Source organism: Neobacillus sp. 114, from assembly GCF_030127045.1.
GTDB classification, from domain to species: domain Bacteria; phylum Bacillota; class Bacilli; order Bacillales; family Cytobacillaceae; genus Neobacillus; species Neobacillus rhizophilus.
Map to the genome: position 1 here is coordinate 2,389,964 of NZ_CP126144.1, position 24,001 is coordinate 2,413,964.

Here is a 24,001-nt window from a genome sequence, read left to right on the forward strand (position 1 = left end):
CTAACATGGCACTTATCGAAGTAAGAGCAGAAATATCAGGATCTGTTTGGAAAATTGAAACAAAAGCAGGACAGCGGGTGGAGGAAGAGGATGTTTTACTAATTATGGAATCAATGAAAATGGAGATTCCGATTATGGCGCCCGCTGCAGGTGTTGTCAAGGAAATCAAGGTAATGGAAGGAGATACCATAGCAGAGGGTAATCTGGCAGTCGTTTTGGAGGAATAAAAAACTTTAAAGGAGAGGTAGATGCAAATGTCTCAGAAACATCAAAATGCAGGTATCGACAAACAATCCGTACTGCAGCTAAATAAGTCGGAAGGTCCTTTGACCGGCTATCGTGTGCTGGAACTCGGTTCAACTATTGCTGGTCCGTTCTGCGCACGCCTGTTGGCTGACTTTGGCGCAGAGGTCATAAAAGTAGAACCACCAACCGGTGACCCCGTTCGAAATATGGGGCGTCACGCCGACGACGTTTCGCTTTATGCTGCTTCTATTCTTCGTAACAAGCGACTAATTTCTGTTGATATGAAGTCCATCGCTGGTCAGAAACTTATACGCGAACTGATGAACAAAGTCGATATCGTGATCGAAAACTTTCGCCCCGGCACGCTGGAGCGGCTAGGACTGGATTATGAGGAAATCTCAAAAGATAACCCAGGTCTTATCATGGTGCGCATCAGCGGGTACGGTCAATCTGGCCCCTACAGTCCTCGCCCGGGTTACGGTGTCACTTGCGAAGCAGTGGCTGGCGTAAGACACATGGTAGGGGAACCAAATCTGCCTCCGGCACGTGTGGCACTTGCCGTCACTGACCATCTGACCGCCGTTTACGCTGCTTTTGGTTCGATGATGGCACTTGTTGATCGGGAAAAGACGGGAAAAGGGCAGGTGATTGACGCATCTTTGTATGAAGCCGCATTCAGCCTGATGGAGCCACACGTTCCAGCTTTTGAACAGCTTGGTATCGTACCCAAAAGAGTTGGGGCAAAGCTGCCAAACACCGCTCCCAACAGTCTTTATCCTACTAAGGATGGCGAATATGTGTTAATCGCCGCAAACAACGATGCCATCTTCCGTCGCCTTACAGAGGCAATGGTACAACCGGAGCTTGCAGATGACCCGCGTTACAGTACACAAAGGGCAAGGTCGGTGCGGGTAGATGAAGTAGATGCAATTGTGTCAGCGTGGTCAAGAGAGCGCACGGGCAAAGAAATTGAAGCCATTTTACTGGAAGCAGCGGTACCAACCTCGCGTGTGTACACGATTGCTGATATTTTTGCTGACCCGCATTTCAGGGCGCGTGAACAGCTCGTTGAAATGCCGCATGAAAAATTTGGAAAATTGACCGTTATCGGGGTAGCACCAAAGCTTTCTGCCACACCCGGGGCCATTTATCAGCTTGGCGGTGAAGTAGGACGAGATACACGCAGTGTGCTGGCCGGTTTACTGGGCTTGAACGAGTTGCGCATCGCAGAGTTGGAATCCCAGAATGTTGTTTATTCAGCGGAAATGGCAAAAAATGTCCATGCTGCCAAGTAACGAGAGAGTATCCTGATGGACAACACGTTGCTAAAAAGTAGAGAAATTCCAAAGTTAAAGGAGAAAGATAGATGGAAAAGATTGAAGACAAGAAAACGGAAGTAGCATTGGATTGGACCCCAGAACTGGAGGAGCTGAGGTATCGACGCAAGGAAGCTGATGGACTGGGCGGGCCTGATGCGATTGCCTATCAGCATAGCAAAGGCAAGCTTACTGCCCGTGAGCGGATTGATCTCTTATTTGATAAAGATAGTTTTCGCGAACTGGGGAAAATTGCGGGTAAAGGCAAATACAACAAGGATGGAGATTTGGAATCTTTCACTCCGTCCAATGCTATTACCGGCACAGGTCGAATCGATGGGAGAAAGCTTGTCGTAACAAGTGATGATTTCACAATACGTGCCGGTTCTTCCGAGTCTGCCGTTTCCGAGAAATGGGTCTATGCAGAGCAAATGGCACATGAAATGGAGATGCCGCTCGTTCGGTTAGTAGACACGGCTGGCGGAAGTGTCAAAGATCTTGAAAAACTGCAAGGAACCAAGATTCCTGGTTATTCCTCGTGGACGAATATTTCTATTTTGGGGCGTGTCCCCGTTGTCGGGGTTGCGTTAGGTGCTTGTGCAGGTCTTGGTGCGGTTAAAGTGGGACTTTCGCATTTTTCTGTGATGGTGAAAGATATGAGCCAGGTCTTTGCTGCAGGTCCGCCGGTGGTGAAGCAAGGTCTTAATCAGGATGTGACCAAGGAGGAATTGGGAGGTTCGTATGTTCACACCCGGCTAAGCGGCGTAGTCAATAATGAAGCTGTCGATGAAGTTGATGCATTCCGCCAAGTACGTCAATATCTCTCTTATATGCCTCGAAATGTTTGGGAAGTCCCTGAACGTAAGACTACTGATGACGACCCGTGGCGTGTCGATAAAGAATTAAACTCAATCATTCCGAAAGACCGGCGAAAAATCTACAAACCTAGGAAGATTCTAGAAACCGTGTTCGATAAAGGATCATTGTTTGAAATTTCAAGGTACTTTGGGGGGGCCACCATTACGTGCCTGGCGCGGTTGAATGGTTATACCGTAGGTGTGATGGCGAACGATCCGATTGTTATGGGGGGAGCATTAACCCTGCAGGCGGCGCGGAAAATGGAGAGGTTCGTTGACTTGTGCGATACCTTCCATATCCCGATTATTAATTTCGTCGATCAGCCAGGAGTGATGACGGGATTGGAAGCCGAACGCAACGGAACCATGGCTGCGGCCATCCGGGCGATAGCAGCGATCGAACAGGCTCAAACTCCTTGGTGCTCGATCATTGTCCGCCGAGCTTTCGGAGTCGGCGGAGGTGCGCACGGGCCAAAACAAGGGCCAGAAGGTCGCTCACTCAACCATCGGTTTGCTTGGCCGTCGGCGCGCTGGGGCTCAGTTCCAATTGAGGGCGGAGTGGCCGCAGCTTATAAAAGGGAAATTGCAGAAGCAGCCAATCCGGATGCACGCCGTGAAGAGTTGGAGCGATACTATCACAAGCTTGCTTCTCCGTTCCGTACCGCTGAAAAATTCGGAATTGTGGATATTATTGAGCCGTGCGAAACCCGCGCCGTACTGTGCGACTGGGTGGAAGATGCTTACGAGCTAACGAAACGCCAGGTTGGATTACGCTGCCGAACTATGCGTTAATCGAGATAAAAACACGGTGCCTGACACATAGCCTCATTGATGCAAGATTCCTGTAACACAAGATTAGGGGAGAGGACAAAATTTTTAACCACCAAATTTAAAGGATTTACAAAATGGAACACACCCTCTGGGAACTGGATCAGGGAAAATATATGTTAAGTTAAACTTTATGGACAGTCCCCATTAAGGGAATAGACAGCTTTGTAGGTGAGTTGTATCATACAACTAGACTGACCAACTGTAAAACTAGTAAATTCAGGAGGAAACCATTATGAAGTTTATTGCCTTTCATTTCATGCCGTATCGCTCATTACCTTCAGACTTTGAAGAAAAGTACCCTAGTGTATGGGTAACACCGCCAAAGACACTCTTTGATCCTAAGCTAGGACACGGCATGTATCATGACTATCTGGATGAATTGGAGTATGCGATTGATTTGGGCTTTGATGGCGTCGGTGTCAATGAACACCACAGCAATGCCTATGGGATGATGCCATCCCCGAATCTGATGGCATCCATTTTGTCTAGGAAAATAAGAAAAAGCGACAAAACCAGCCTACTCATACTCGGAAATAGCTTGGCTGCATACAATCCTCCCACACGCGTAGCCGAAGAAATGGCCATGCTGGATGTCTTGTCAGCCGGAAAGCTGATTGCCGGATTTCCGGTAGGCACCTCCATGGATCAAAACTACGCATATGGAATTAATCCGGCAGAACTGCGGGAAAGATACTACGAAGCACATGACCTGATTATGAAAACGTGGAAAAGTGACGATGTCGTCATGTGGAATGGAAAGTACCATCAATTGCGTTACATTAATCCATGGCCGCGCCCGGCTCAACGGCCGCATCCGCCGGTCTGGATTCCTGGCGGCGGCAGTGTGGAAACTTATGATTTCTGCATAGAAAACCAATATTCATTCTCCTTTCTAAGTTACTACGGCCATAAGTATGCCAACAAGGTGTTGGGACCGTTCTGGGAGCGTAACGATGAGTTAGGTGGGGATAGGAATCCATATAAAACAGGAATCTGCCAATTTATTTTTGTATCTGAGACTGACGAGCGAGCCCAACTAGATTATGAGGAACATATCCGCTACTTCTTCGATAAGTGTATGCACCTTGATCGTCGATTTGCCGAAGCACCTGGTTACCGTACAGTCAAGAGTTTGCGAGCAGGACTTCGCTCCCAGTTTGACGGATCTAAAAAAAGACCGGGAGATATGCTCAAAGACGGTACGATGACCTGGCAAGATTTGATTGATGAAGGTTTTATCGTGGCGGGTTCACCGGCTACAGTTCGCGATCGGTTGAGGGATGTACTGCAGAATCTGCGGGCCGGAAACGTTATCTGCTTATTGCACGCCGGTTCCATGCCTCATTGGCTTACACTGAAAAATATGCAGCTCTTTGCTGAAGAAGTGATGCCATATCTTAAAGATATTCACAGTGATTGGGATCACTCGCATTATTGGCCCAAAGGGTTTGCTGAAGATAAGGCACAAGAAGCGGTAACACAAACGAAGTAGCCATTTCAATGGATGAGGAGGGAAAACATGGCACAGCCGATCAGTAAAATTATTAAAATAAATGAAAACGTTTCTTTTGAAGTGAAAATCGCGGGGCACGGAGAGCCAGTTGTGTTCTTGCATAATATAGAAGGGTTAAAGTGGAACCGGTTTCTCGATGAACTGTCCGATCATTACCAAGTATATGCACCTCACTTACCTGGAACAGGGGACTCGACAGGGCTTGAGACAATCCGGGACTTGTGGGATCTAATTCTCTGCTATTACGACTTGTTCGATGAACTCGGACTTGACTCTGTCCATGTCATCGGCCATTCGCTGGGCGGCATGATTGCAGCGGAACTAGCGGCGACTGATCAACGAAGGGTGAAGCAATTAGTAGCTATCGCTCCGGCAGGACTGTTTAGGGAAGATCATCCGATTCCGGATATGTTTGCCATGTTGCCGGAGGAACTGGGTAGACTCGTCGTACTGGATCAAGATTCACCTGCAGCGCAAATGATGCGCTATGTTCCGGAGGACTTCGAGGAGCGAACGGAAATGATGATCCAGCGGATCCAAAACCAGGTAGCGGCTGCTAAGTTTTTATGGCCTATCCCCGATAAAGGGTTAAAGTCACGAATACACCGGATTAAAGCACAAACGCTGTTAATCTGGGGCAAACAAGATGGACTAATCCCAGTCGTATATGGGGAAGAATTTCATCGCCGCATTGCCAACTCGAAGTTGAAAATCATTGAAAACGCTTCACATCTTGTCGATGTTGAACAGACAGAGGAAGTGATCGCCTTCATTCGAGACTTTCTAAAAACCAGCGGCGTTGCTTTACCTCGGTAAGCCGATACTCCTTTGGAGCCTGTACTGTTCATTCTCCAGGAGGGAGTGAAAAGGTAGCAGGCAAAAAGGCAGCCGGAGAAACTTTATTGCAAGCTGCTGCAAATTATATATGTACCTATGCAATCCCGGTGTTGGTGTACGTAGAGAACTTCCTTCCTGTTGTATTGTGATTTGCCAATAATGCCGCGGGAAGGAAGAGACTGAACTGGCACATCATGATAAGTGCTGTTCGTTTCGAGAGGGATTCTAAGAAAAATTAATCATATTTCAGCAGCGGCGGCGTGTTTGACGTAATATGAAGAATTACTGAAAGCGTCGACCAAGGGAATTAAGCAGTGTTAAGTATAAGAACGGAATACCCTTGCTCTAATTCTAGTCCATAACCTTGACTCCTGTTACTCGATGAACTTCTAGAAATTTGGACGCTGAATTTGTGATTTATTCCTCCTTATATTGAAATTCCCTTTGGAAGTGCTTGTGCTTGCTAGACTTATTTCTTCTCTAATTATTATTAATCCTCTCTATCATTATCCGCTAAACCATACTATGTATAAAAGTGATTACTGTAATAGGGTCATTAATTTTGAATTATTCTATTATGATTCGTTTAACAGCTTAATGGTTTCATGGTTAAATCTATAGGAAAGTAAGGTGAAAGCTGACAGTGGTAGAGAATTTTATACCTAATTTTTTTGAAGGAAGAGTAATTCATGGACGTAAAATAGGCAGAACAATTGGTTTTCCAACTGCAAACCTTCATTTAAATCAAGAACTGGAAAAGCAGTTTTTAAAGGGAGTATATGGTGTTGAAGTTTATCATAAAGGATCTATTTATCATGGAGTAATGAATATTGGTGTGAGACCAACATTCAAAGACATAAAACCAAGTATTTCTGTTGAGGTCCATATTCTTGATTTTAAACAGGATATTTATGGTGATTGTATAGGTATAGAAGTGGTGTGTTTTATCCGAGAAGAAGTACCTTTTAAGTCAAAAGATCAGCTTATACAGCAACTTAACAAAGACATTGAACAAGCATGGAAGATGTGTCAAGTTAGGGGAAAGTTTATAAAAAAGCCAGTGTTAAAGAATAATGTTACTTATATTTAAGATGAATGCTTGGCAATTTATAAGTTTTTTTGCTTCGGGTATTAACACTTTTATTATAAAAGGAATATAAGATGATTTTAGGGAAGGTAGTAGCTTTAAAGAATAGTATAAATGAATATCGTCAGAACATGATTGAATTGGCCGGAAAGAGGGGACTATCAGATCCACAAGTAATAAGAATTAGTCAGCAGTTAGATGAAGAAATCATTAAGTGGCAAAAATTCATACATGAGATTCACAAGATTCACACCTAGTCAAAAGAAAAGTTACTTAATAAGTTGTAAGGCAAATTTGCTGCGAGCATCATTTATAAAATGGTGACTGTAGGTTAAAAATATTAACTTTTATAAGGTCTTTAGAAAGTTAAAGGAGTTTTTATGGAGAAATTTCAGACCAATATATATCTTAATATGCCAGATTTGCATTTTTCTAGGTTCTGTGAAGAAGAATATAAAGTAAATAGGGGTATTTACAACACAATAGAACAGTGGTTTTATAATCAAGGGGTTCATAACATTATAAACCGCAGAGAAGTAATTTTGAATTTCTTTTTATTTGTTAGAACAAGCCAAAATAGTAATAAGAAAATTAAGTTTGGTCATGGGGGACTAACAGATCTATTGAATAGATTTTGGTGTGAATACAAAGTTGCTCAATAAATAAGTTAAATCTTTTATAAAATAAATGTTAATGGAGAGAGAGGAGCTTTTGGACATCAATTAAGCTAAGATGTATTCGGGAATTAACGAAATCAATCCACAACAATATGTATCTACCGGTTGAACTCTATAAAATAAAATAAGAAAAGAGGAGTTTTATAGTGTCAAAGGAAAATAGTCAAACCTTGTTCAAGGAAGTAATGGGGAATTATCCAACTGGAGTAACTGTAGTGACTACAACAGATAAAGATGGAAATCCCGTTGGTTTAACTGTAAATTCATTTGCTTCTGTTTCGCTCGATCCTCTTCTTGTACTCTGGTCAATCGATCACAAAGTTACTACTCTTGATTCTTTTATAAATGGAGGGAAATTTGCTGTACACATTTTAGCTGGTAATCAGCAAGATTTATGTAAGAACTTTTCTAGTAAAAATGTAGATCGTTTCAGTACATGTCAATGGCAGTTTTCAGAACAGAAACTTCCAATCATTGAAGGAACTTTTGCAGTTCTTCAATGCAACACATTCAAGACAGTAGAAGCTGGAGATCACACTATTTTAATTGGTGAAGTGATAGATATTCAGATTGAAAAAAGAGAGCCTATGCTATATCACCGAAGACACTATAGTTCAATTCCACCAGAGTTTTATATAACTGTTTAATGATTGTTCATCTTTCTGATTAATTAGCTTATTAAACTTCGATTGTTAATAAAAATTTCAAACTAAAAATATTATCGGGTTATTTTCTGTTCGTTTATAGAAAATTAAATTGGAGCTTTTCCCACAGAAGGGAGAGGAAGATTACTTTCTATGAAATTATTAGGTATAAGCGGGACTATAGTTGGCTCGAAAACTGAGATTGTCACCGAGGAAATTTTGGATTATGTTATAAAAATTGATCCGAGCATAGAAACTGAAGTTTTAAATTTAAAAGCTTTTGATATTCAATTTTGTGACGGCCGAGAATCGGAAAAATATAACGAAGACACCAAGAAAGTAATTAATCTTATATCTAATGCAGATCTTTTTATTATTGTTACACCGATTTTTCACGGGACTTTTAGTGGGGCGATGAAAAACGTTTTTGATTTAATTTCCCCTCAGGTAATGAAAAATAAAGTGATGGGATTCGCTATTGTAGGGAATAATTATAAACATTATTTAATGGTTGAAAATCAACTCAAACCACTTGCAGGGTATTTCGGAGCTTATGTAGCTCCCAATTATGTATTCGTTCATAATGAAGATTTTAAGGATAACAAAATTACCAATCAAGAATTATTAAACCAAATCGCTGAATTCAGTAGTGAAATAATAAATATGAAAAAATTATTACAATAATAATGTATATGAATGATTCAAAAGGCATGCATAAGAGGGAAAACTGGGTGCCTTTTGTATTTTTATTACTCATTTACAGGAACGAGTCTTTCACAAAATTTTCATATAAATATCTATTAAACCCAGATTGCCAAGAAAATAATAATTCTTGGCAATCTTTTTTTATTTTCCTAATCCTTCGGGGAGTGGATATTAATCCAGTTCTGTTTTTTATACGCAATCAATATTTTATATCCAAAGGAGAAGAAGTGTAATGCTCATGTTTTTTCCTGATTTTAAGAAGCGTTTTATTAGATATGCTATATTTGAATGCAAAATTGAATAATTTAAAGAAAGGCGGATTTTGTAACATGGTTAATGAAGAAATGGAAAAGGGGATATGGATATGAAAAAGATGATCGTCTTCTTTGCCGTCGTTATTTTTATTGGAAACCTCGTGGGTTGTGGCATACAATTCGGAAATAATAGCCCCGAAAACAATAACAGCAAGAACAATAGCACTGCCAACAATAATGATAAGAACAATAATAGCACTTCCGACAATAATAAGGGTGAAAAAGAACCAACGACAAATTCAGAAACCATTAATGATTATTATCCAATAAAGAAAAATACTCGATATATATATGAAGGAACAGGAAACGAATTTGCCTCTTATGAAGTTTACAATGATTATATTTCTGAAGAAAAAGTTCAACAAAGAATCGATAATGGCGGTACGGTTATGGTCAATGTATTGGAACTTAAGGATGGCAAGCTTACGAAAGTCTTCTCAAAAGGAGAGACCTACTACAGAGAAAATCTGTTAAAAGCTAACAATGATGAAAAAGAAGTCATTTTGATGACCCCATTAGCAAAGGGGACTACTTGGACATTAAAGGATGGAAGAGTGAGAACGATCTCGAATACGGAAGTAGATATTACAACGCCAACAGGTAAATATAAAGCAATCGAAGTTACTACAAAAAATACAAAAGATAAAACCATTGATTATTATGCTAAAAACGTTGGTTTAGTTAAATCTATTTTTGTATCTGGCGGTACTGAAATTTCCTCCACGCTAACTAAAATGGAGGAAAATGTGCCTTTGGTTCAGATCATCAACTTTTTTTACCCGAATATTGATGACGGAAAGCTTTATATTAAAAGCAAGCAAATAAAGTTTTATACCAATGACATTACGAGGAAAGTTTTGGCGGAGGCATACAAGGAGCCAATAAACAATCAATTGGGAGTTGTTTTTTCGAAAAATACTGAGATTAACAGCTTATATTTAAACCAAGATGGAATCGTGTATATCGATGTGAATCAGGCCTTTAGGGATGAAATGTCTGCTGGAGCAGCATATGAAGAAATGCTACTTCAAAGCGTTGTCAATACAGTAGGGCAATATTATCAAACGGCAAAAGTATACCTCACCATTGACAATAAGCCCTATGAATCGGGCCATATCAGCATGAAAAAAGGAGAGTACTTTAAGGTGCAAACTCAGAACTCCATAGAGATGAAGGATTCTCACTAATCTACTTTAGTAAAGACCGGTACACCCGGTCTTTTTTTATTGGTGCAACGCCAGAATGGTGGTGCCCCTCCGTAAACATTTTTTAATTCATACTTTACAGATAGGAATTATCAGTTTATAATAAAATTATCAACTAACCGGTACTGTAAACTTTTGTAAAACCAAAGGAGTGTTTCTAATGAGAAATAACGACGAAAAAAAGCGACAAAAACTTATTAATAAACTAATTTTCATTAACGTATATAATAAAGAAGATCAACAGCTTTATGGAATGACACTAAGAAAGCTAGAATCTGAATACAGAAGATATAAATTAGTAAACCATCCTCACGGTGAGTTCGGCTCTATTCAAATAATATAGGTTTTAAATTTTTTAGACTGTACGGTGTTTCCGCACCTGCAGTCTTTTTTTCTGCCCACCTTAATCCTCTTTCAAATGCTCCACAAGCCTGCTAAGCAAATCGCTTAAAACCATTATTTCTTGGTCATTATAAATATGATAAGTCTGGGCATTAAAATCGTTTCGTAAAGAACTCAATTGCTCATAGACTCGGAGTCCTTCCTCCGTTATTTTCACACGAGTTCGTCTTTTATCCTCAGGGTCTTGATATAGTGTTACTAAATTGGATTGCTGCAACCGGTTGATCATTCCTGTCATATTTTGTTTCGTGACAAGCATTTCATCTTTAAGTTCACCGATGGAAATACTTCCCTTTTGAATGATGGTCCTTAGAATCACCCATTGCTGTATGCTGGTCAATCCAACATCGGAGACCATTTTTGCTCCATATCTGCTTAATAAATTGGATATTCTCATAAAATCTAATGTAATGTTTGTTTTTAAATTATCCATATAGACCTCCGTTATATTGACTATTTATAATTTTAGTCAAGTTGTTGACTAAAATGCAATGATAACTTACACTATTTTAGTCAACAACTTGACAAACAAGGAATTTTCTCGATTTATGCAGATTATAAGGAGACATGAAACATGCCAAAAACAACTACGAATCGTAAAATGGTTACTGTTGCGATGCTGGTTGCGATTTTGCTCGTCGCCATTGATGTTACGGTTGTCAGTACCGCAATGCCGCGGATTGTCAGTGACCTTAGCGGGTTAAGATTAATCAGCTGGGTGTTTGCCATCTATACTCTCACCACGTCTGTAACAACACCGATTTACGGAAAATTAGCTGACTTATTCGGCCGAAAGAAAGTTTTTATGACAGGGGTTATTTTGTTTGTAGCTGGCTCGATGTTGTCAGGAGCTGCTCAGACGATGCATCAATTAATTTGGTTCCGTGCTTTTCAAGGAATTGGAGCAGGTGCGGTGATGCCGTTAACCTTTACGATTATCGGTGACCTTTACCCTGGAGAGCAGCGTGCAAAAATGCAGGGAGTTTTTAGCTCAATTTGGGGAATTGCGGGACTTCTCGGTCCATTGGTAGGCGGATTCTTCGTCGACCAAATCAGCTGGCGGTGGATTTTCTACATTAATTTACCGGTTGGGTTAGTGTCCATAGTCTTAATCACCTTCTTCTTCCACGAAACAGTTGAATTGAAAAAGGAACGTAAAGTTGATTATCTTGGGGCCGTTACGTTTACAATCGGGATTTCGACTCTTTTATATGCATTGCTAAATGCGGGTCCAGGGCAAAAGTATGCATGGAATTCAGCTGCAATTTATATGCTGTTTGCTGTTGCGGTGATCTTTATTGTGCTGTTTGGCTTTATTGAAACCAAGGTGAAGGAACCGATGCTTCCGCCATCGTTATTCAAGATTCCGGTCATTCTTGTTTCAAATTTTATCGGTTTTCTGGTAAGTGCTGTACTTATAGGAGTGAATGTTTATTTGCCAATGTGGATTCAAACTATTCTTGGACATAGTGCGACAAGCTCAGGGCTTACACTGATGCCAATGTCGATTGCATGGCCTTTAGGTGCCACTTTTGCCGGACGTTATATGTACAAAATCGGCTCCAAGTTAACTGCAGTCATTGGTGCTGTTTTGATTGCCCTTGGCGGAACATGGTTATTGGCTGTGGAACTTGATTCCCCATATTGGTATTTTGTAGGGATTATGATTGTTATCGGTCTTGGTATGGGTTACGCGACAACCCCGACAACTGTACTTGTTCAAGCAGCAGTAGGCTGGCAAATGCGTGGGGCGGCAACTGCTTCTAACTCATTTACCAGGTCAATCGGACAAACGGTAGGAATTGCTGTGTTTGGAACTATTTTTAACAACTCACTCATTCAGTTTGGAAAAGAACATTCAAACGGAGCATGGAGCGGAGGCGGCAATATTAACAGTCTCTTAAGCTCAGAAGCTGTCAATAAACTTCCTGCAAACGTCATGACGTTGATTCAAGAGGCTCTCGCTCATGGTATGCACCTTGTGTTTATTCTCGTGTTCTTTATCGCAATTGCAAATTTACTGGCTACTTTCCTCCTTCCTTCACACAAGAAGGTAATGGAGCAGCAAAAGCAGGTTCAACACTAAACGAAAAAAGCCGCTATTTTTTGGCGGCTTTTATTGTCGAGAAAGGGTCTTTTTCTCGGCAATTTTTTATTTTGACTAATCTAAATTACCTTTTTATTATTGATTGTCCCTGCTAAATTGCTCGTAGATTTCCGCACCGGGTATTTACTTTCATCGGGAAAGTCCTGTTAAAAGAGGAGGTAGTGCCCGAATCCCGGTTAATCGCAATGCTTGAACCCAACAAGTTGGAGTCCGAAATACAACTTGAAAAAGGGCCGGCAGCTGCCGACCCTTCTTTGATTCAATTATATGTTGGAAAATGAGCATCATGAATGTGCCCCGGCTCTTGTCTTTCATTTAACTCTGCCAGTGCTGCTAGTAATACTTTCATTTGTGTTACTTTATCATGAGGCTTTCCCAATGAATGGCCGAATTCAAACCCAACTGGATGGATCGCACGAGGTGGTCTCATCAAACTGGATTGTTCAACGTCCAACGTAATTAATGTAGTAGGAATTCCCTGTGATTCAATGCCGCGCTGCACTGTAACTACAGTGCGATGACAGAGCGGTCAGCCGGCAGTTAAAAGTACAGCGTCCGCTTTGGAACGGACAACTTCTTTTACCAGCGCGGGAATGGTTTCATTATTAATTTTATTCAATCTCATGGAATAGCCCATCATGGTTAGATGTTTTTCTGCTACTCCGCCAATGTCTCCATCCTCAACCATTTCCCTGAGGCGGTCGATAGGGAAAACGCAGTTAATATCCTCATTAGGAGCATCTGTATTATAATGCTCCTTTGGGGCTGCATGGGTGACCATTAAGTCCTTGGAATCAATATCTCCTGGAATAATGCGGAAGGTCGCATCTCCTTCTGAGGGATTCGTGTTAAAAGGTTCCTGCTCCTTCAAATGTACCCCAGAAGTTGAAACAATCATAATGGTCATTTCATGAAGCGGTTTACTGCTAGGTGTATATGGGATGGCTTTTCTTGAGAGTTCCATACCCATCCTCCTTATTTTACTCTCTTAAAATCATTTAAAGCTTTCGCAGAATATCAAACAACTCTTCATTATCAGGCTGCCGATCAATTGGATGGACATCAATCCACTGGACGATTCCTTCTTTATCAATGATAAACAGGGCACGCTCAGAAGCCCCATATGCAGCCTCGCCTTTGTTTTTGCGAAGGACACCATATTTCTCCGAAACTTCTCCATGCGGATAAAAATCGGAACAAAGCGGGTAAGAAATGCCGCCAATTGATTTTTGCCATGCGTCATGACTGTGGACACTATCAACTGAAATACCCAAGACCTGGGTATCGAACTCTTCAAAACGAGGTAAATCATCCTCGTAAGAAGGCATTTGCGCGCCTCAAACTGGGGTCCAATCTAGTGGATAAAAACAAAGAAATACATTTTTTGTTCCGCGGAATTCGCTCAAAGTAACCCTGCGGCCGCCATGTGCTTCCAAAGTGAAATCAGGTGCCTGGTCACCAACCTTTAAGGTGCTGGTTTCAGTAGCTCCTTGTGGCATGTAAATCTCTCCTTTCCTGTGATGTTTCACGAACACTTTTCATTATTCCCATGTCCAATCTGCCTTATCCCAAAATTAGTTAATGGCAGAAAAATAGGCTTGTCCTGGTATTGTATCGAACTAATACTCGCCGATAATTAGATGAATAAAGTAAAATAAACTGGGCACGACATTCATTGATAAAATGTCCTGCCCAGATTGCTAAGATAAAGTTATGCTTTAATCGTTACGATCTCTTCGCCAAGCATTTGTGACTGTTTTACCTTTCTAAATTTAATAAAGGAAATAATTCTCCAAGGAACAACATAGCCAACAGCAACTGTAAAGAAAAGCATACTTAAACTGATTGGATCGATGCCGGAAATAAATTGTCTTAAAGCGATTCGAATTACTAGAACGGCAATCAATGCAATAAAAAAGGTTTTATTTTTTTGTGCATAAATCTTTCCGTCCTGACGAATTTCATAGTTGGTTGTAAAAATAAGCGGAACTGCAAGCAATACTCCGATTAAAGCTGCAACGCCAACTTCCCAAACTTTTAAGTGCAATTGAAATTGTAAAAGTGCGGAAAACCCCGGAAGTAAAAAGAGCATCGGGAGCAATATTTTGATCCCCGACCCTTGAACCGGACGAACCATCGCCCTCGTACGTCTCCAAAATACCAATCCAAAAATCACAAAAAATATTCCATACATTGCTAATCCGTTCATCTTTCATTCTCCTTTTCTGTGAGCTTATTTTCAATTTAATTTTGTTTTTCTTATTTACAACTTGATTATAAGGTCACCGGAAATTCAAATATAGTCACCTTCGTCAATAGTGATATATGACTTTAGTCATTATTTTTGAAATTTAGAAGGCATTGGGCAAAGAGGACACTGAAAAAAACACAAATTCATAAAGAAATTTTAGAAAAATCTAAAAATATTTGATTATCTTAGAAAGCGGTTTCAATTATAATGGTTAGCATGTTAAAAGGAAAAAGGGGGGAAGGAGGGAAAAAAAGTTGTTTCACAAAAATCATATGAAAGGTGGAAACATAGTTGAAGAGATTTAAAGTAGGTATCTCTACCATTCTAGGATCGTTACTAGTATTCAGCCAGCTAGGTGCAGCAGCACATGCCGGAAAACCATCTTCCGGAAGTGCACCTGCATCGCCTGTAAACCTACAAGTCCCAAACCTTGCTAATGACGAGGACAGTATCACCCTTGTGTGGGAAAAACCAGAGGATTACAGCTCTATCGTAGATTTCAACGTTTATATGGATGGCAAGAAAATTGGCAGCGCCCAAAAAGATAATGGCGGCCCTGCAAAAGCCTATATCGATAATTTCTATAAGAATATCGATAAGGACGGTTTCCACGTAGATATTCTGATTCATAATTTCACCGTTGAAAATCTTAAACCAAACAAATCGCATGAATTTTATGTGACATCCGTCAATGCGGAGGGTGACGAATCTGCTCCTTCCAACAAAATTACGGGAAAAACTACTCCTGTACCGGAGGTTTTTAATATTGTTGATTTCGGGGCGACGCCGAATGACGAAACAAAGGATACTAAAGCGATCCAGGCTGCAATTGATGCAGCAACACCTGGAGCGAAAGTATTAATTCCGGACGGGAAATTTATCTCCGGAGAAATTTGGCTAAAATCTGATGTGACACTACAGGTTGATGGGTATTTGCTTGGTTCACCCGACGCTGAAGACTACAGCCGAAATTTCTGGCTTTACGACTACTCAACGGATGAACGATCTTATTCCTTAATTAATGCTCATACGTATGATTACGGAAGCCTAAAGAATATCCGGATTGTCGGCAAAGGAACGATTGATGGGAACGGGTGGAAGCAGGACCCTAGTTCTCCAACAATCGACGAAGCAGGAAATGAGCTTCCCCTTTTAATGGCAGGGAGCAACACTAAAGTTACAGGGAATGTTTCAGTAAAAAATGGAAAAATGAGCCCGTTAAATCATGATGAAGCATTTGGGATTTTGGCAGCAAACCAAACGTATGCAGCTCAAGTAGACGGAATGAATGCAAAATCTGCCTATTCTACTCGTTCCAACCTGATTACTGTACGTGGTGTCGACGGCATGTACTACGAGGGATTCACCCAGCTCAACCCGTCCTTCCATGGAATTGTGAATCTTCACAGTAAAAATATCGTGGTAAATGGGACAACGGCTAAAACATACGATGCCAATAATGCCGACGGCTTTGAGTTTGGTGATTCGCAACACATCATGGTTTTCAACAACTTTGTAGATACCGGAGATGACGCAATAAACTTTGCAGCAGGCATGGGACAGGCAGCCGCAGGAGAAGAGCCAACTGGAGAGGCTTGGATTTTTAACAATTATATCCGTGAAGGTCATGGCGGAGTGGTAACTGGAAGCCATACTGGAGGCTGGTTCCAGGACTTTTTAGTAGAAGATAATATCATGTATAAAACAGATGTCGGCTTGCGCGCCAAGACAAACACGCCAATGGGGGGCGGAGCAAGAGAAATCCTGTTCAGAGATAATGCTTTAGAAGGCATTGACGGGGATGGTCCGTTTGTTTTTACTTCCTCCTATGATGATCCGAATGCAGCTATTCTGTACGAGCCGGCCCAGCAAATTTCTCAATTTAAGGATATTAAGGTCGAGAATACGACAGTGCGTAATCAAGGCGGCAGTAAGAAACAGGCAATCCTTGTCCAAGGTAATAATGATGTAGGGGAAGTCTATCACGAAAATATTACCTTTGAAAATGTTAAATTTGACAATGTTTATTCCGTTAAAATGGATTACGCAAAAGATTTTACTTTTAAAAATGTATCTTTTACAAACGTCAAGGATAATGGCGGCAACCCATGGAGAATTACAAATTCAACGGGACTTGTCTTTGAAAATACTACAGGGGCACCTGAAGATGCTGCTCAAAGACCAGAATGGTCTAATAGCAAAGCTGTAGAAGCAGTATCGTCAGAGGATGGGAAGAGCGTTACTCTGAATTGGGACGGAGCCTCCGACAATACTAGGGTCACAGGCTACACCATCTATAAAGATGGAAAGAAAATCGGCACAAATTACACCACCACCAAAGACTCAAGCTACACTGTGTCCGGTTTAACGCCAGCTAAGGAGTATACCTTTAAAGTAGAAGCTGCCGATGCAATAGGAAATCGTACTTCTGATGGTCCAGAAATTGCCGTGAAGACTAATGGAACAGCAGATGTGACAGCGCCGGTGGTTCCTGAGAACACTCAGATCAAAGAGCAGCAAACCACTATTTCAGCTAGCGAAACCTTTAGTGGCAAAGCAGCAGAAGTGGTTTACCCAGGATTCACCTGGGCATCACTAGATTGGGAATCTGCGAGTGATGATACCGGCATCGCCGGCTATAATGTTTATGCAAATGGGGAACTGCATGGGTTTGCGGAATCCAGCAATTATACCTTAACCAATCTTCAGCCAGGTACAAAATATTTGGTGGAGGTAGAGGCTGTCGACCTTGCAGGTAATAAATCAAAATACGGATCCTCTTTGGAAGTTGAAACCGCTGTTCCGTACGCAATTGGTGCTCCATCATTTGCCGGTGGGTTAAAAGCCGAGATTGGAACGGATGGTACCAGCGTTTCACTTTCCTGGAACAAGGCTACTGCAAAGAATCAAGATGTGATCGGGTACCGCGTTTATGTAAACGGGCAGCCAATTAAGTCAGAAGGAGCTGTATTTACACCAATTAATGCGGAATTGACAACAGCTGAAACCCATTATACCGTTACGGGCCTAAAACAAGGCAAAAAGTATACATTTAAGGTGGAAGCTGTTGGAAAAGGAATCAAGTATTCAAAAAGGGAAAGACTCTCTGATGTGATTCCTAACGGCCTTGAAAAAGTTTTTGGATATCGCTGGAGCGGGTTTGGACCAAGTGCATCGGCTCATTTAGTGCCTGGTAAAGCTATTAGTGAGCAGGCGAAACAAAAATAATATGCTCGCAGAGAAAAGAACAGGGTGTAATTTTTCTAAATTATGCCCTGTTTCTACCAAACTTGAATTCGTGGAGGGGTTTTATGAGAAAAAAACTAAAAGAAAGGATGTTATTGGTAATCTTGTTTTTATTAGTAGGTAGTACTTTTATGGAAAATTACCCATCTAAAGCTGCTAGTGATGGTAACATCCACAAGAACCGGATCACTGTTTATCTCGCGGGCGATTCAACAGTTTCTAACTATGCCGATTCGTTAGCGCCAAGGGCTGGCTGGGGACAGGTGTTTAATCGATTTTTCGATGATAAAATTGTCGTCAAAAATGAGGCCTCCTCAGGGAGAAGCTCAAAAAGCTTTATCGATGAAGGGAGACTCGATTCCATCTTAAATCAAATTGAAAAGGGGGATTACCTTTTCATTCAATTTGGACATAACGACGAGAAGATGGAGGATCCGACTCGTTATACAGAACCGTATACCACTTATAAAAGCTACTTAAAGCAGTACATTGATGGTGCTAGGGCAAAAGGAGCTAAACCCGTCCTTGTGACTCCAGTAGAGCGCCGTAGTTTTACGGCAGACGGGATGGCCCGTGATTCCCATGGTGAATACCCTGCTGCGATGAAGGAGATTGGTCAGGAAGAAAATGTACCTGTTATTGACCTTACTGCTAAAAGCAAGGCGTTATTCCAGGAGCTTGGGCCAGAAGGGACTAAGGATATTTTTCTATTGCTAGATCCAGGCGAAAATGTGAACTATCCAAATGGTGTGCAGGATAATACACATTTTCAAGAGGCTGGTGCAGAACAGATAGCCGAGCTTGTCCTTGAGGGCATCAAGGAATCTCATTTAGTGCCTCTGCGTAATCACATTTTAAAATAGGTACTTTTTGATAATTTACTGATATGTACAACCGAACGCCTGGGGGGATTTTTCAAACGGTAACTAATAAAGGGTATGGATGCCCAAACTCAAGGAAAAGCCGCCGGAGGGTAACCAATAAGGGGTATGGGTGCCCGGCCTAAGGAAAAAACAGCCGGCAAGGTAACCAATAAAGGGGATGGGTGCCTGAACCCAAGGAAAACCCGTTGGCTAGGTAACCAATAAAGGGAATGAGTGCCCAAACCCAAGGAAATCCCGCCGGTAGGGTAACCAATAAAGAGTATGGATGCCCGAACCCAAAGAAAACCCGCCGTTAAGGTAACCAATAAAGGGTATGGATGCCCGAACCCAAGGGAAACCCGCCGGTAGGGTAACCAATAAAGGGTATGAATGCCTGAAGCCAAGGAAAACTCGTCGGCAAGGTAACCAATAAAGGGAATGGATGCCCGAACCCAAGGAAAAGCCGCCGGCAAGGTAACCAATAAAGGGAATGGATGCCCGAACTCAAGGAAAAGCCGCCGGCAAGGTAACTAATAAAGGGTATGGGTGCCCGAATCCAATGTTTATGAGAACATCTTTAAATAAAATGCACCAGGATAGATACGATACGACTGCAACTTATGTAAAGGAAGGAAAAAAATGTTTACCATTGGGACATCAAGTATTTATGATATCAAACAATATGGCGCGATCAGCGATGGAAAAACGATTAATACCACAGCAATTTCATTGGCAACTGAAGCATGTGCAAAAGCGGGCGGCGGGACTGTTTATGTGCCCGCTGGACGATTCTTGACGGGAGTAGTCATTTTAAGAAGCAATGTTCATCTATATTTAGAGGCAGGCTCCATTTTAGTGTTCAGCCCTGATGAAACAGATTACCCAGTCGTCGATTCCCGCTGGGAAGGTGTATCGAGGCAAGTCTACACCTCTTGTATTTATGCTGAAAATAGTGAAAATATTTCGGTAACCGGTCGTGGCACGTTGGATGGCAGCGGACATTTTTGGTGGAGCCTGTTTCGGAAAAAGGAAAATCAATTCCCAAGGCCGAAACTGATTGGCTTCGACCATTGTAAAAATGTCCTGATTTCTGGAGTGAAACTGATGAACTCTCCAAGCTGGACCGTTCATCCACTTTGCTGTGAAGATGTCACCATCCACAATATTCGGATTCAAAATCCAAGCGACTCTCCTAATACGGATGGGATTAATCCGGAATCCTGCCGAAACGTCCGTATTTCTGATTGCCATATTGACGTTGGCGATGATTGTATTGCCATAAAGGCAGGTACAGAGGAAACAGCGGAGCGGGTACCTTGTGAGAATATTACCATTACCAATTGTACGATGATTCATGGCCATGGCGGTATCGTATTTGGCAGTGAGATGAGTGGAGATATCCGGAATGTCACAGTAAGCAATTGTATATTTGAGGGAACAGACCGCGGGATCCGTCTGAAGTCAAGAAGGGGCCGGGGCGGAGTGATTGAGGATGTTCGAATCAACAATATTGTCATGAAGGGGGTAATCTGTCCTTTCATTGCCAATCTATATTACTTCTGGGGTCCACGCGGCGAGGAGAAATATGTATGGGATAAAAATCCTTACCCGATTACAAAGGAAACACCGGTGTTTAGAAGAATTCATTTTTCCAATATTACAGCCCGTGACGTAAGTGCCGCAGCTGGTTTCCTTTATGGTCTCGCTGAAATGTATCTAGAAGATATTACGTTTGATAATGTTTCTGTTTCAATGGCTGAAGAAGCTGAACCAGGAATGCCAGCGATGATGGCGGAACTCGAGCCAATGAAACAAAGGGGTTTTTATTGCTGCAATGTTTCGAATATTCGGTTCCACAGGGTAACAGTCAGCAATCATGAAGGACCAGCTTTCTATGTGGAAAACGGTAAGGATGTAGAAATAACCGGATGCAAATCCAAAAATGCTCTTACAAGCGACCCGCTTTTTGTATTTAAGGATGTTGCCAATGTTTAGACAATTATCTTTTCATGCCTAGCCAAATGGGTAGGCAAGACACATCTTCTTTAGGTGGTATTCTATAAGACTATTAAATAGTAAAAAGGGAGTGAACATATTGACCGCACTATCAAAATTCCGGAGTATTGGTCTTACCTTACTTATGGTTTGCAGCAGTATTCCGGCCGCGTTTGCGGAAGAAACAGGAACTGAACAGCAGGCTTCCAACAAAGAGAATCTAGTATGGCAAAGCGTAACCTTTGGACAATCGACCGATTTAAACTTTGCCGCGAATGTGCTGCCTGAAAAGATAGGAACAAACTATGCAGCGCCGGAAAAACCGGGCACGATTGAGGGCAAAATTACCTTGGAGAGCAGGGGAGGCAAGTTAGCGCCAGGACACGATGGGCTGACCTACTATTTTACAAAGCTTAATCCTAACCTTGATAACTTTGTCCTGGAAGCGGACATGACTATTGAGCAATTTGGACCTGAGACAGGGGCTGGACCCAATGGTCAAGAAAGTGCCGGAATTATGGTGAGGGACACGATCGGTGCACCGCGCCAAGACCCGATGATCCTTGGCTATGAAGAGGTTCCTGCTGCCTCCAATATTTTTGGAGTCGGTATGATGCGGAATGGTGTAGCCCCTATTTACAGGACAGGTGTCGTTTATCCATGGGGGAATCTCGGAAGCCAATTAAAAGCCTCTCCTTTTACAACGGATTCACAGTATAAACTCCCCAATGGAACACCTGTAAAGGTAAGGCTGGAGAGGACGGACACTGAATTTATCATGTCTGCTACTTTTACCCATTTGGCTGAGCAAAAAACATTTGAACAAAGAGTAAAAGGCGCAGACTTTGTCCAAGTGATGGATAAGGATAACATGTATGTTGGTTTTTATGCGGCCAGAAATGCTAAAATGACCATTCAGAATGCAAAGTTGACTCTGAGTGAGGCCCATACTGTGCCTACACCTCCTGCTGAACCTGTACCCGCCAATCCAGCTATTAATATCGTTTCTGCACTTGAGTCTGGTTCAGAACATTATGACTTTAAAGCAATGGCAAATTATAAAGGTACCGTAACAATTAAAAAAGCCGGTAAAGAAATAGTAAGTGCTGCTGAAGTTCAAAAAGACGAGGTCTATTCGTATAATACAACTTTGGACCAAGACACCACTGATTTTACTGTTACCTATACTCCAAGTGAAGGACCTTCAACATCACCAATCACCAAAAACATCACAGTAACGAAGAAAATATACACAAACGGAGCCGGTCTGTATGTATCGCCAAACGGAACTAGTTTGGCTAAAGGGACAATAGATGACCCAGTAGATTTAGAAACTGCGATCAAATTCGTCATCCCTGGTGAAACCATTTATATGCGCGAAGGAACCTATACTCCTGCTTCGATCATTAACATTAAGAAGGAATATAGCGGCAGCAAAGATAAAATCAAAACATTAATGGCCTACAATGGTGAAAAAGTCGTGATCGACGGACAAGGGAAACTTGGCAGCGTCCTGCAGTTAAATGGAGATTACTGGCGCTTGTTTGGTATCCAGATTACGAAGGCTGTATCAAGTGGAATGAGAGTCAGCGGTGACCACAACGTGGTCGAGCAAATGCTGTTCAACTATAACGGAGATACCGGCCTGCAAATCAGCGGCAGCGGGTCCAATCCTGATTTCTGGCCTAAGTACAATTTGATTTTAAACTGCGAATCGCATGATAATCGCGACCTTTCTGATGAAAATGCAGATGGATTTGCGGCCAAACTGGGTGTTGGGGTTGGAAATGTCTTTAGAGGAAACATCGCCCATCACAATATTGATGATGGCTGGGATTTATACAACCGCACGAATGAAGGCGCCAATATGCCGATAACACTGGAAGGAAACATTGCCTATTCAAACGGTAAACTGAGCAATGGCTACAATAAAGATGGCCATGCCGGCAATGGGTTTAAGCTTGGCGGGGAAGGCTTGCCGGTGGATCATATTGTCCGAAATAATATATCCTTTGACAATAACATGGACGGATTTACCGACAATTTTAATCCGGGCAAGATGATTGTCGAGAACAATACTGCCTTCAACAATAAACGCTTTAACTATGTGTTCAGAATCAATCCATACTTCACTGCACAAGAGCAGGGCACTTTTAAAAACAACCTTTCGGTCCGAACTGCTTCCGGTGCTGTTAAAGATTTTATTTCCGGTAATTGTGATCTGACGAACTTCTTCTATGATGGGGTAAAAACAGCAAACAGCGAGGGAACCACTGTAACTGAAAAAGACTTTGTCAGCCTCAATATTCCAGAAAAGTTTGATAGAGACTTCGATGGCAATATTGTGTATGGCAATTTTCTTCGGATAGCTCCTGATAGTTTGCTAAATAAAGCAGGAGTTGATAAAGGGTTCGTCGGGGCACTTCCAGCAGATCCTGTGTCGATTAGGGTAGTAGGACCTGCCACTCTAAGAGAAGGCGAGTCAGCGAACCTTGTAGTCAAAGCCACATTCTTTGATGGCTCTGAAAAAACATTATCTTCCGGTGCTCAGTTTACTAGTGGAAATAACTCCATTGCAGAAGTGGACAGAACTGGTCATCTTCAAGCAAATGAGAAAGGCAAGACGAATGTTTCCGTTACGTACCATGGATTGGAGGCCAAGCTTGCTATCCATGTTAAACAAATGCCGCCGGGTCTTAACAAGAAACAATAAATAGTGATGAAAAGGCAGCTAATTGGAGCTGCCTTTTTGATTGACCTTTGATAAAAGAATTTCCATCTTTGCTGTATTTCTAAAAGAAAACGAATTCTAAAAAACTATAAACATCTAAAAATATCTAACAATCTCCTAAAGATATTGAATTCTTCATGTAAGCGGTTTCGATTACAATAAAATACAAGAAAG

Annotated in this window: 22 protein-coding genes; 17 read left to right on the top strand and 5 right to left on the bottom strand. The window is 41.7% G+C overall.

All coding sequences use genetic code 11. The annotated features are described in order from the left end of the window. Positions 1-5: 5 nt before the first annotated feature. The 12 genes from QNN06_RS11885 (at position 6) to QNN06_RS11935 (ending at position 10,575) form a co-directional block, all read left to right on the top strand. Positions 6-227 (top strand): biotin/lipoyl-binding carrier protein, encoded by a 222-nt coding sequence (locus tag QNN06_RS11885; protein ID WP_284037621.1) that lies wholly within the window; start codon positions 6-8, stop codon positions 225-227. A 27-nt stretch (positions 228-254) separates the two neighbouring features. Then, a complete protein-coding gene (locus tag QNN06_RS11890) occupies positions 255-1,541 on the top strand; it encodes a CaiB/BaiF CoA transferase family protein (protein ID WP_284037622.1) in 1,287 nt (428 codons plus the stop codon). A gap of 71 nt (positions 1,542-1,612) precedes the next feature. Then, positions 1,613-3,211 (top strand): acyl-CoA carboxylase subunit beta, encoded by a 1,599-nt coding sequence (locus QNN06_RS11895; protein ID WP_284037623.1) that lies wholly within the window; start codon positions 1,613-1,615, stop codon positions 3,209-3,211. A 271-nt stretch (positions 3,212-3,482) separates the two neighbouring features. Further along, positions 3,483-4,742, top strand: coding sequence for an LLM class flavin-dependent oxidoreductase (locus QNN06_RS11900; RefSeq protein WP_284037624.1), 1,260 nt, complete (start codon positions 3,483-3,485; stop codon positions 4,740-4,742). Between the two features lie 27 nt (positions 4,743-4,769). Beyond that, positions 4,770-5,579, top strand: coding sequence for an alpha/beta fold hydrolase (locus QNN06_RS11905; protein ID WP_284037625.1), 810 nt, complete (start codon positions 4,770-4,772; stop codon positions 5,577-5,579). Positions 5,580-6,243: 664 nt separating this feature from the next. Further along, entirely contained in the window at positions 6,244-6,690 is a 447-nt protein-coding gene (locus tag QNN06_RS11910; protein WP_284037626.1) for a riboflavin kinase, read from the top strand. Between the two features lie 71 nt (positions 6,691-6,761). Then, positions 6,762-6,944 carry an aspartyl-phosphate phosphatase Spo0E family protein gene (locus QNN06_RS31370; protein ID WP_481819246.1) on the top strand — a complete coding sequence of 61 codons (183 nt, stop codon included), beginning with the start codon at positions 6,762-6,764 and terminating at the stop codon, positions 6,942-6,944. 123 nt (positions 6,945-7,067) lie between these two features. After that, a complete protein-coding gene (locus QNN06_RS11915) occupies positions 7,068-7,349 on the top strand; it encodes a hypothetical protein (RefSeq protein ID WP_284037627.1) in 282 nt (93 codons plus the stop codon). Positions 7,350-7,510: 161 nt separating this feature from the next. Further along, entirely contained in the window at positions 7,511-8,011 is a 501-nt protein-coding gene (locus QNN06_RS11920) for a flavin reductase family protein (RefSeq protein WP_284037628.1), read from the top strand. A 150-nt stretch (positions 8,012-8,161) separates the two neighbouring features. Beyond that, on the top strand, positions 8,162-8,692 hold the full coding sequence (locus QNN06_RS11925) for an NADPH-dependent FMN reductase (protein ID WP_284037629.1): 531 nt from the start codon (positions 8,162-8,164) through the stop codon (positions 8,690-8,692). A gap of 385 nt (positions 8,693-9,077) precedes the next feature. Continuing rightward, a complete protein-coding gene (locus QNN06_RS11930; protein WP_284037630.1) occupies positions 9,078-10,214 on the top strand; it encodes a GerMN domain-containing protein in 1,137 nt (378 codons plus the stop codon). A gap of 178 nt (positions 10,215-10,392) precedes the next feature. Further along, positions 10,393-10,575: a Fur-regulated basic protein FbpA gene (locus QNN06_RS11935; RefSeq protein ID WP_284037631.1), complete on the top strand. Its 183-nt coding sequence runs from the start codon at positions 10,393-10,395 to the stop codon at positions 10,573-10,575. A gap of 60 nt (positions 10,576-10,635) precedes the next feature. On the opposite strand, the gene QNN06_RS11940 is transcribed toward QNN06_RS11935, so the two are convergent. Continuing rightward, the gene (locus QNN06_RS11940) at positions 10,636-11,067 is read right to left on the bottom strand and encodes a MarR family winged helix-turn-helix transcriptional regulator (protein ID WP_213116165.1); all 432 of its coding nucleotides are present in this window, start codon (positions 11,065-11,067) and stop codon (positions 10,636-10,638) included. A gap of 141 nt (positions 11,068-11,208) precedes the next feature. On the opposite strand from QNN06_RS11940, the gene QNN06_RS11945 reads away from it, so the two are divergent. Next, a complete protein-coding gene (locus QNN06_RS11945) occupies positions 11,209-12,720 on the top strand; it encodes an MDR family MFS transporter (RefSeq protein ID WP_249366422.1) in 1,512 nt (503 codons plus the stop codon). Positions 12,721-13,000: 280 nt separating this feature from the next. On the opposite strand, the gene QNN06_RS11950 is transcribed toward QNN06_RS11945, so the two are convergent. The 4 genes from QNN06_RS11950 to QNN06_RS11965 all read right to left on the bottom strand — a co-directional run bounded on the left by QNN06_RS11950 (position 13,001) and on the right by QNN06_RS11965 (position 14,950). Continuing rightward, complete coding sequence (locus QNN06_RS11950) at positions 13,001-13,243, bottom strand: hypothetical protein (protein ID WP_213116164.1); 243 nt, start codon at positions 13,241-13,243, stop codon at positions 13,001-13,003. A gap of 27 nt (positions 13,244-13,270) precedes the next feature. Next, on the bottom strand, positions 13,271-13,705 hold the full coding sequence (locus QNN06_RS11955) for a glycine/sarcosine/betaine reductase selenoprotein B family protein (protein ID WP_217037138.1): 435 nt from the start codon (positions 13,703-13,705) through the stop codon (positions 13,271-13,273). A 34-nt stretch (positions 13,706-13,739) separates the two neighbouring features. Further along, the gene (locus tag QNN06_RS11960) at positions 13,740-14,240 is read right to left on the bottom strand and encodes a redoxin domain-containing protein (RefSeq protein WP_254124836.1); all 501 of its coding nucleotides are present in this window, start codon (positions 14,238-14,240) and stop codon (positions 13,740-13,742) included. Between the two features lie 212 nt (positions 14,241-14,452). After that, a complete protein-coding gene (locus tag QNN06_RS11965; RefSeq protein WP_213116160.1) occupies positions 14,453-14,950 on the bottom strand; it encodes a CcdC family protein in 498 nt (165 codons plus the stop codon). A 333-nt stretch (positions 14,951-15,283) separates the two neighbouring features. Here QNN06_RS11965 and QNN06_RS11970 point away from each other — a divergent pair, with 333 nt between their 5' ends. The 4 genes from QNN06_RS11970 to QNN06_RS11985 all read left to right on the top strand — a co-directional run bounded on the left by QNN06_RS11970 (position 15,284) and on the right by QNN06_RS11985 (position 23,809). Beyond that, positions 15,284-18,220: a fibronectin type III domain-containing protein gene (locus QNN06_RS11970; protein ID WP_284037632.1), complete on the top strand. Its 2,937-nt coding sequence runs from the start codon at positions 15,284-15,286 to the stop codon at positions 18,218-18,220. 149 nt (positions 18,221-18,369) lie between these two features. Next, positions 18,370-19,101, top strand: a complete 732-nt coding sequence (locus QNN06_RS11975) for a rhamnogalacturonan acetylesterase (protein WP_284037920.1) — start codon at positions 18,370-18,372, stop codon at positions 19,099-19,101. A gap of 639 nt (positions 19,102-19,740) precedes the next feature. Then, entirely contained in the window at positions 19,741-21,096 is a 1,356-nt protein-coding gene (locus QNN06_RS11980; protein ID WP_284037633.1) for a glycoside hydrolase family 28 protein, read from the top strand. A 100-nt stretch (positions 21,097-21,196) separates the two neighbouring features. Then, on the top strand, positions 21,197-23,809 hold the full coding sequence (locus QNN06_RS11985; protein ID WP_284037634.1) for an Ig-like domain-containing protein: 2,613 nt from the start codon (positions 21,197-21,199) through the stop codon (positions 23,807-23,809). Positions 23,810-24,001: the final 192 nt, after the last annotated feature.

What these genes read in the sequence shown, in the direction of transcription:
- QNN06_RS11885 (WP_284037621.1), top strand. Translation starts at nt 6, where the DNA reads ATGGCACTTATCGAAGTAAGAGCAGAAATATCAGGATCTGTTTGGAAA.
- QNN06_RS11890 (WP_284037622.1), top strand. Translation starts at nt 255, where the DNA reads ATGTCTCAGAAACATCAAAATGCAGGTATCGACAAACAATCCGTACTG.
- QNN06_RS11895 (WP_284037623.1), top strand. Translation starts at nt 1,613, where the DNA reads ATGGAAAAGATTGAAGACAAGAAAACGGAAGTAGCATTGGATTGGACC.
- QNN06_RS11900 (WP_284037624.1), top strand. Translation starts at nt 3,483, where the DNA reads ATGAAGTTTATTGCCTTTCATTTCATGCCGTATCGCTCATTACCTTCA.
- QNN06_RS11905 (WP_284037625.1), top strand. Translation starts at nt 4,770, where the DNA reads ATGGCACAGCCGATCAGTAAAATTATTAAAATAAATGAAAACGTTTCT.
- QNN06_RS31370 (WP_481819246.1), top strand. Translation starts at nt 6,762, where the DNA reads ATGATTTTAGGGAAGGTAGTAGCTTTAAAGAATAGTATAAATGAATAT.
- QNN06_RS11915 (WP_284037627.1), top strand. Translation starts at nt 7,068, where the DNA reads ATGGAGAAATTTCAGACCAATATATATCTTAATATGCCAGATTTGCAT.
- QNN06_RS11925 (WP_284037629.1), top strand. Translation starts at nt 8,162, where the DNA reads ATGAAATTATTAGGTATAAGCGGGACTATAGTTGGCTCGAAAACTGAG.
- QNN06_RS11930 (WP_284037630.1), top strand. Translation starts at nt 9,078, where the DNA reads ATGAAAAAGATGATCGTCTTCTTTGCCGTCGTTATTTTTATTGGAAAC.
- QNN06_RS11935 (WP_284037631.1), top strand. Translation starts at nt 10,393, where the DNA reads ATGAGAAATAACGACGAAAAAAAGCGACAAAAACTTATTAATAAACTA.
- QNN06_RS11940 (WP_213116165.1), bottom strand. Translation starts at nt 11,067, where the DNA reads ATGGATAATTTAAAAACAAACATTACATTAGATTTTATGAGAATATCC.
- QNN06_RS11945 (WP_249366422.1), top strand. Translation starts at nt 11,209, where the DNA reads ATGCCAAAAACAACTACGAATCGTAAAATGGTTACTGTTGCGATGCTG.
- QNN06_RS11955 (WP_217037138.1), bottom strand. Translation starts at nt 13,705, where the DNA reads ATGGAACTCTCAAGAAAAGCCATCCCATATACACCTAGCAGTAAACCG.
- QNN06_RS11965 (WP_213116160.1), bottom strand. Translation starts at nt 14,950, where the DNA reads ATGAACGGATTAGCAATGTATGGAATATTTTTTGTGATTTTTGGATTG.
- QNN06_RS11975 (WP_284037920.1), top strand. Translation starts at nt 18,370, where the DNA reads ATGGAAAATTACCCATCTAAAGCTGCTAGTGATGGTAACATCCACAAG.
- QNN06_RS11980 (WP_284037633.1), top strand. Translation starts at nt 19,741, where the DNA reads ATGTTTACCATTGGGACATCAAGTATTTATGATATCAAACAATATGGC.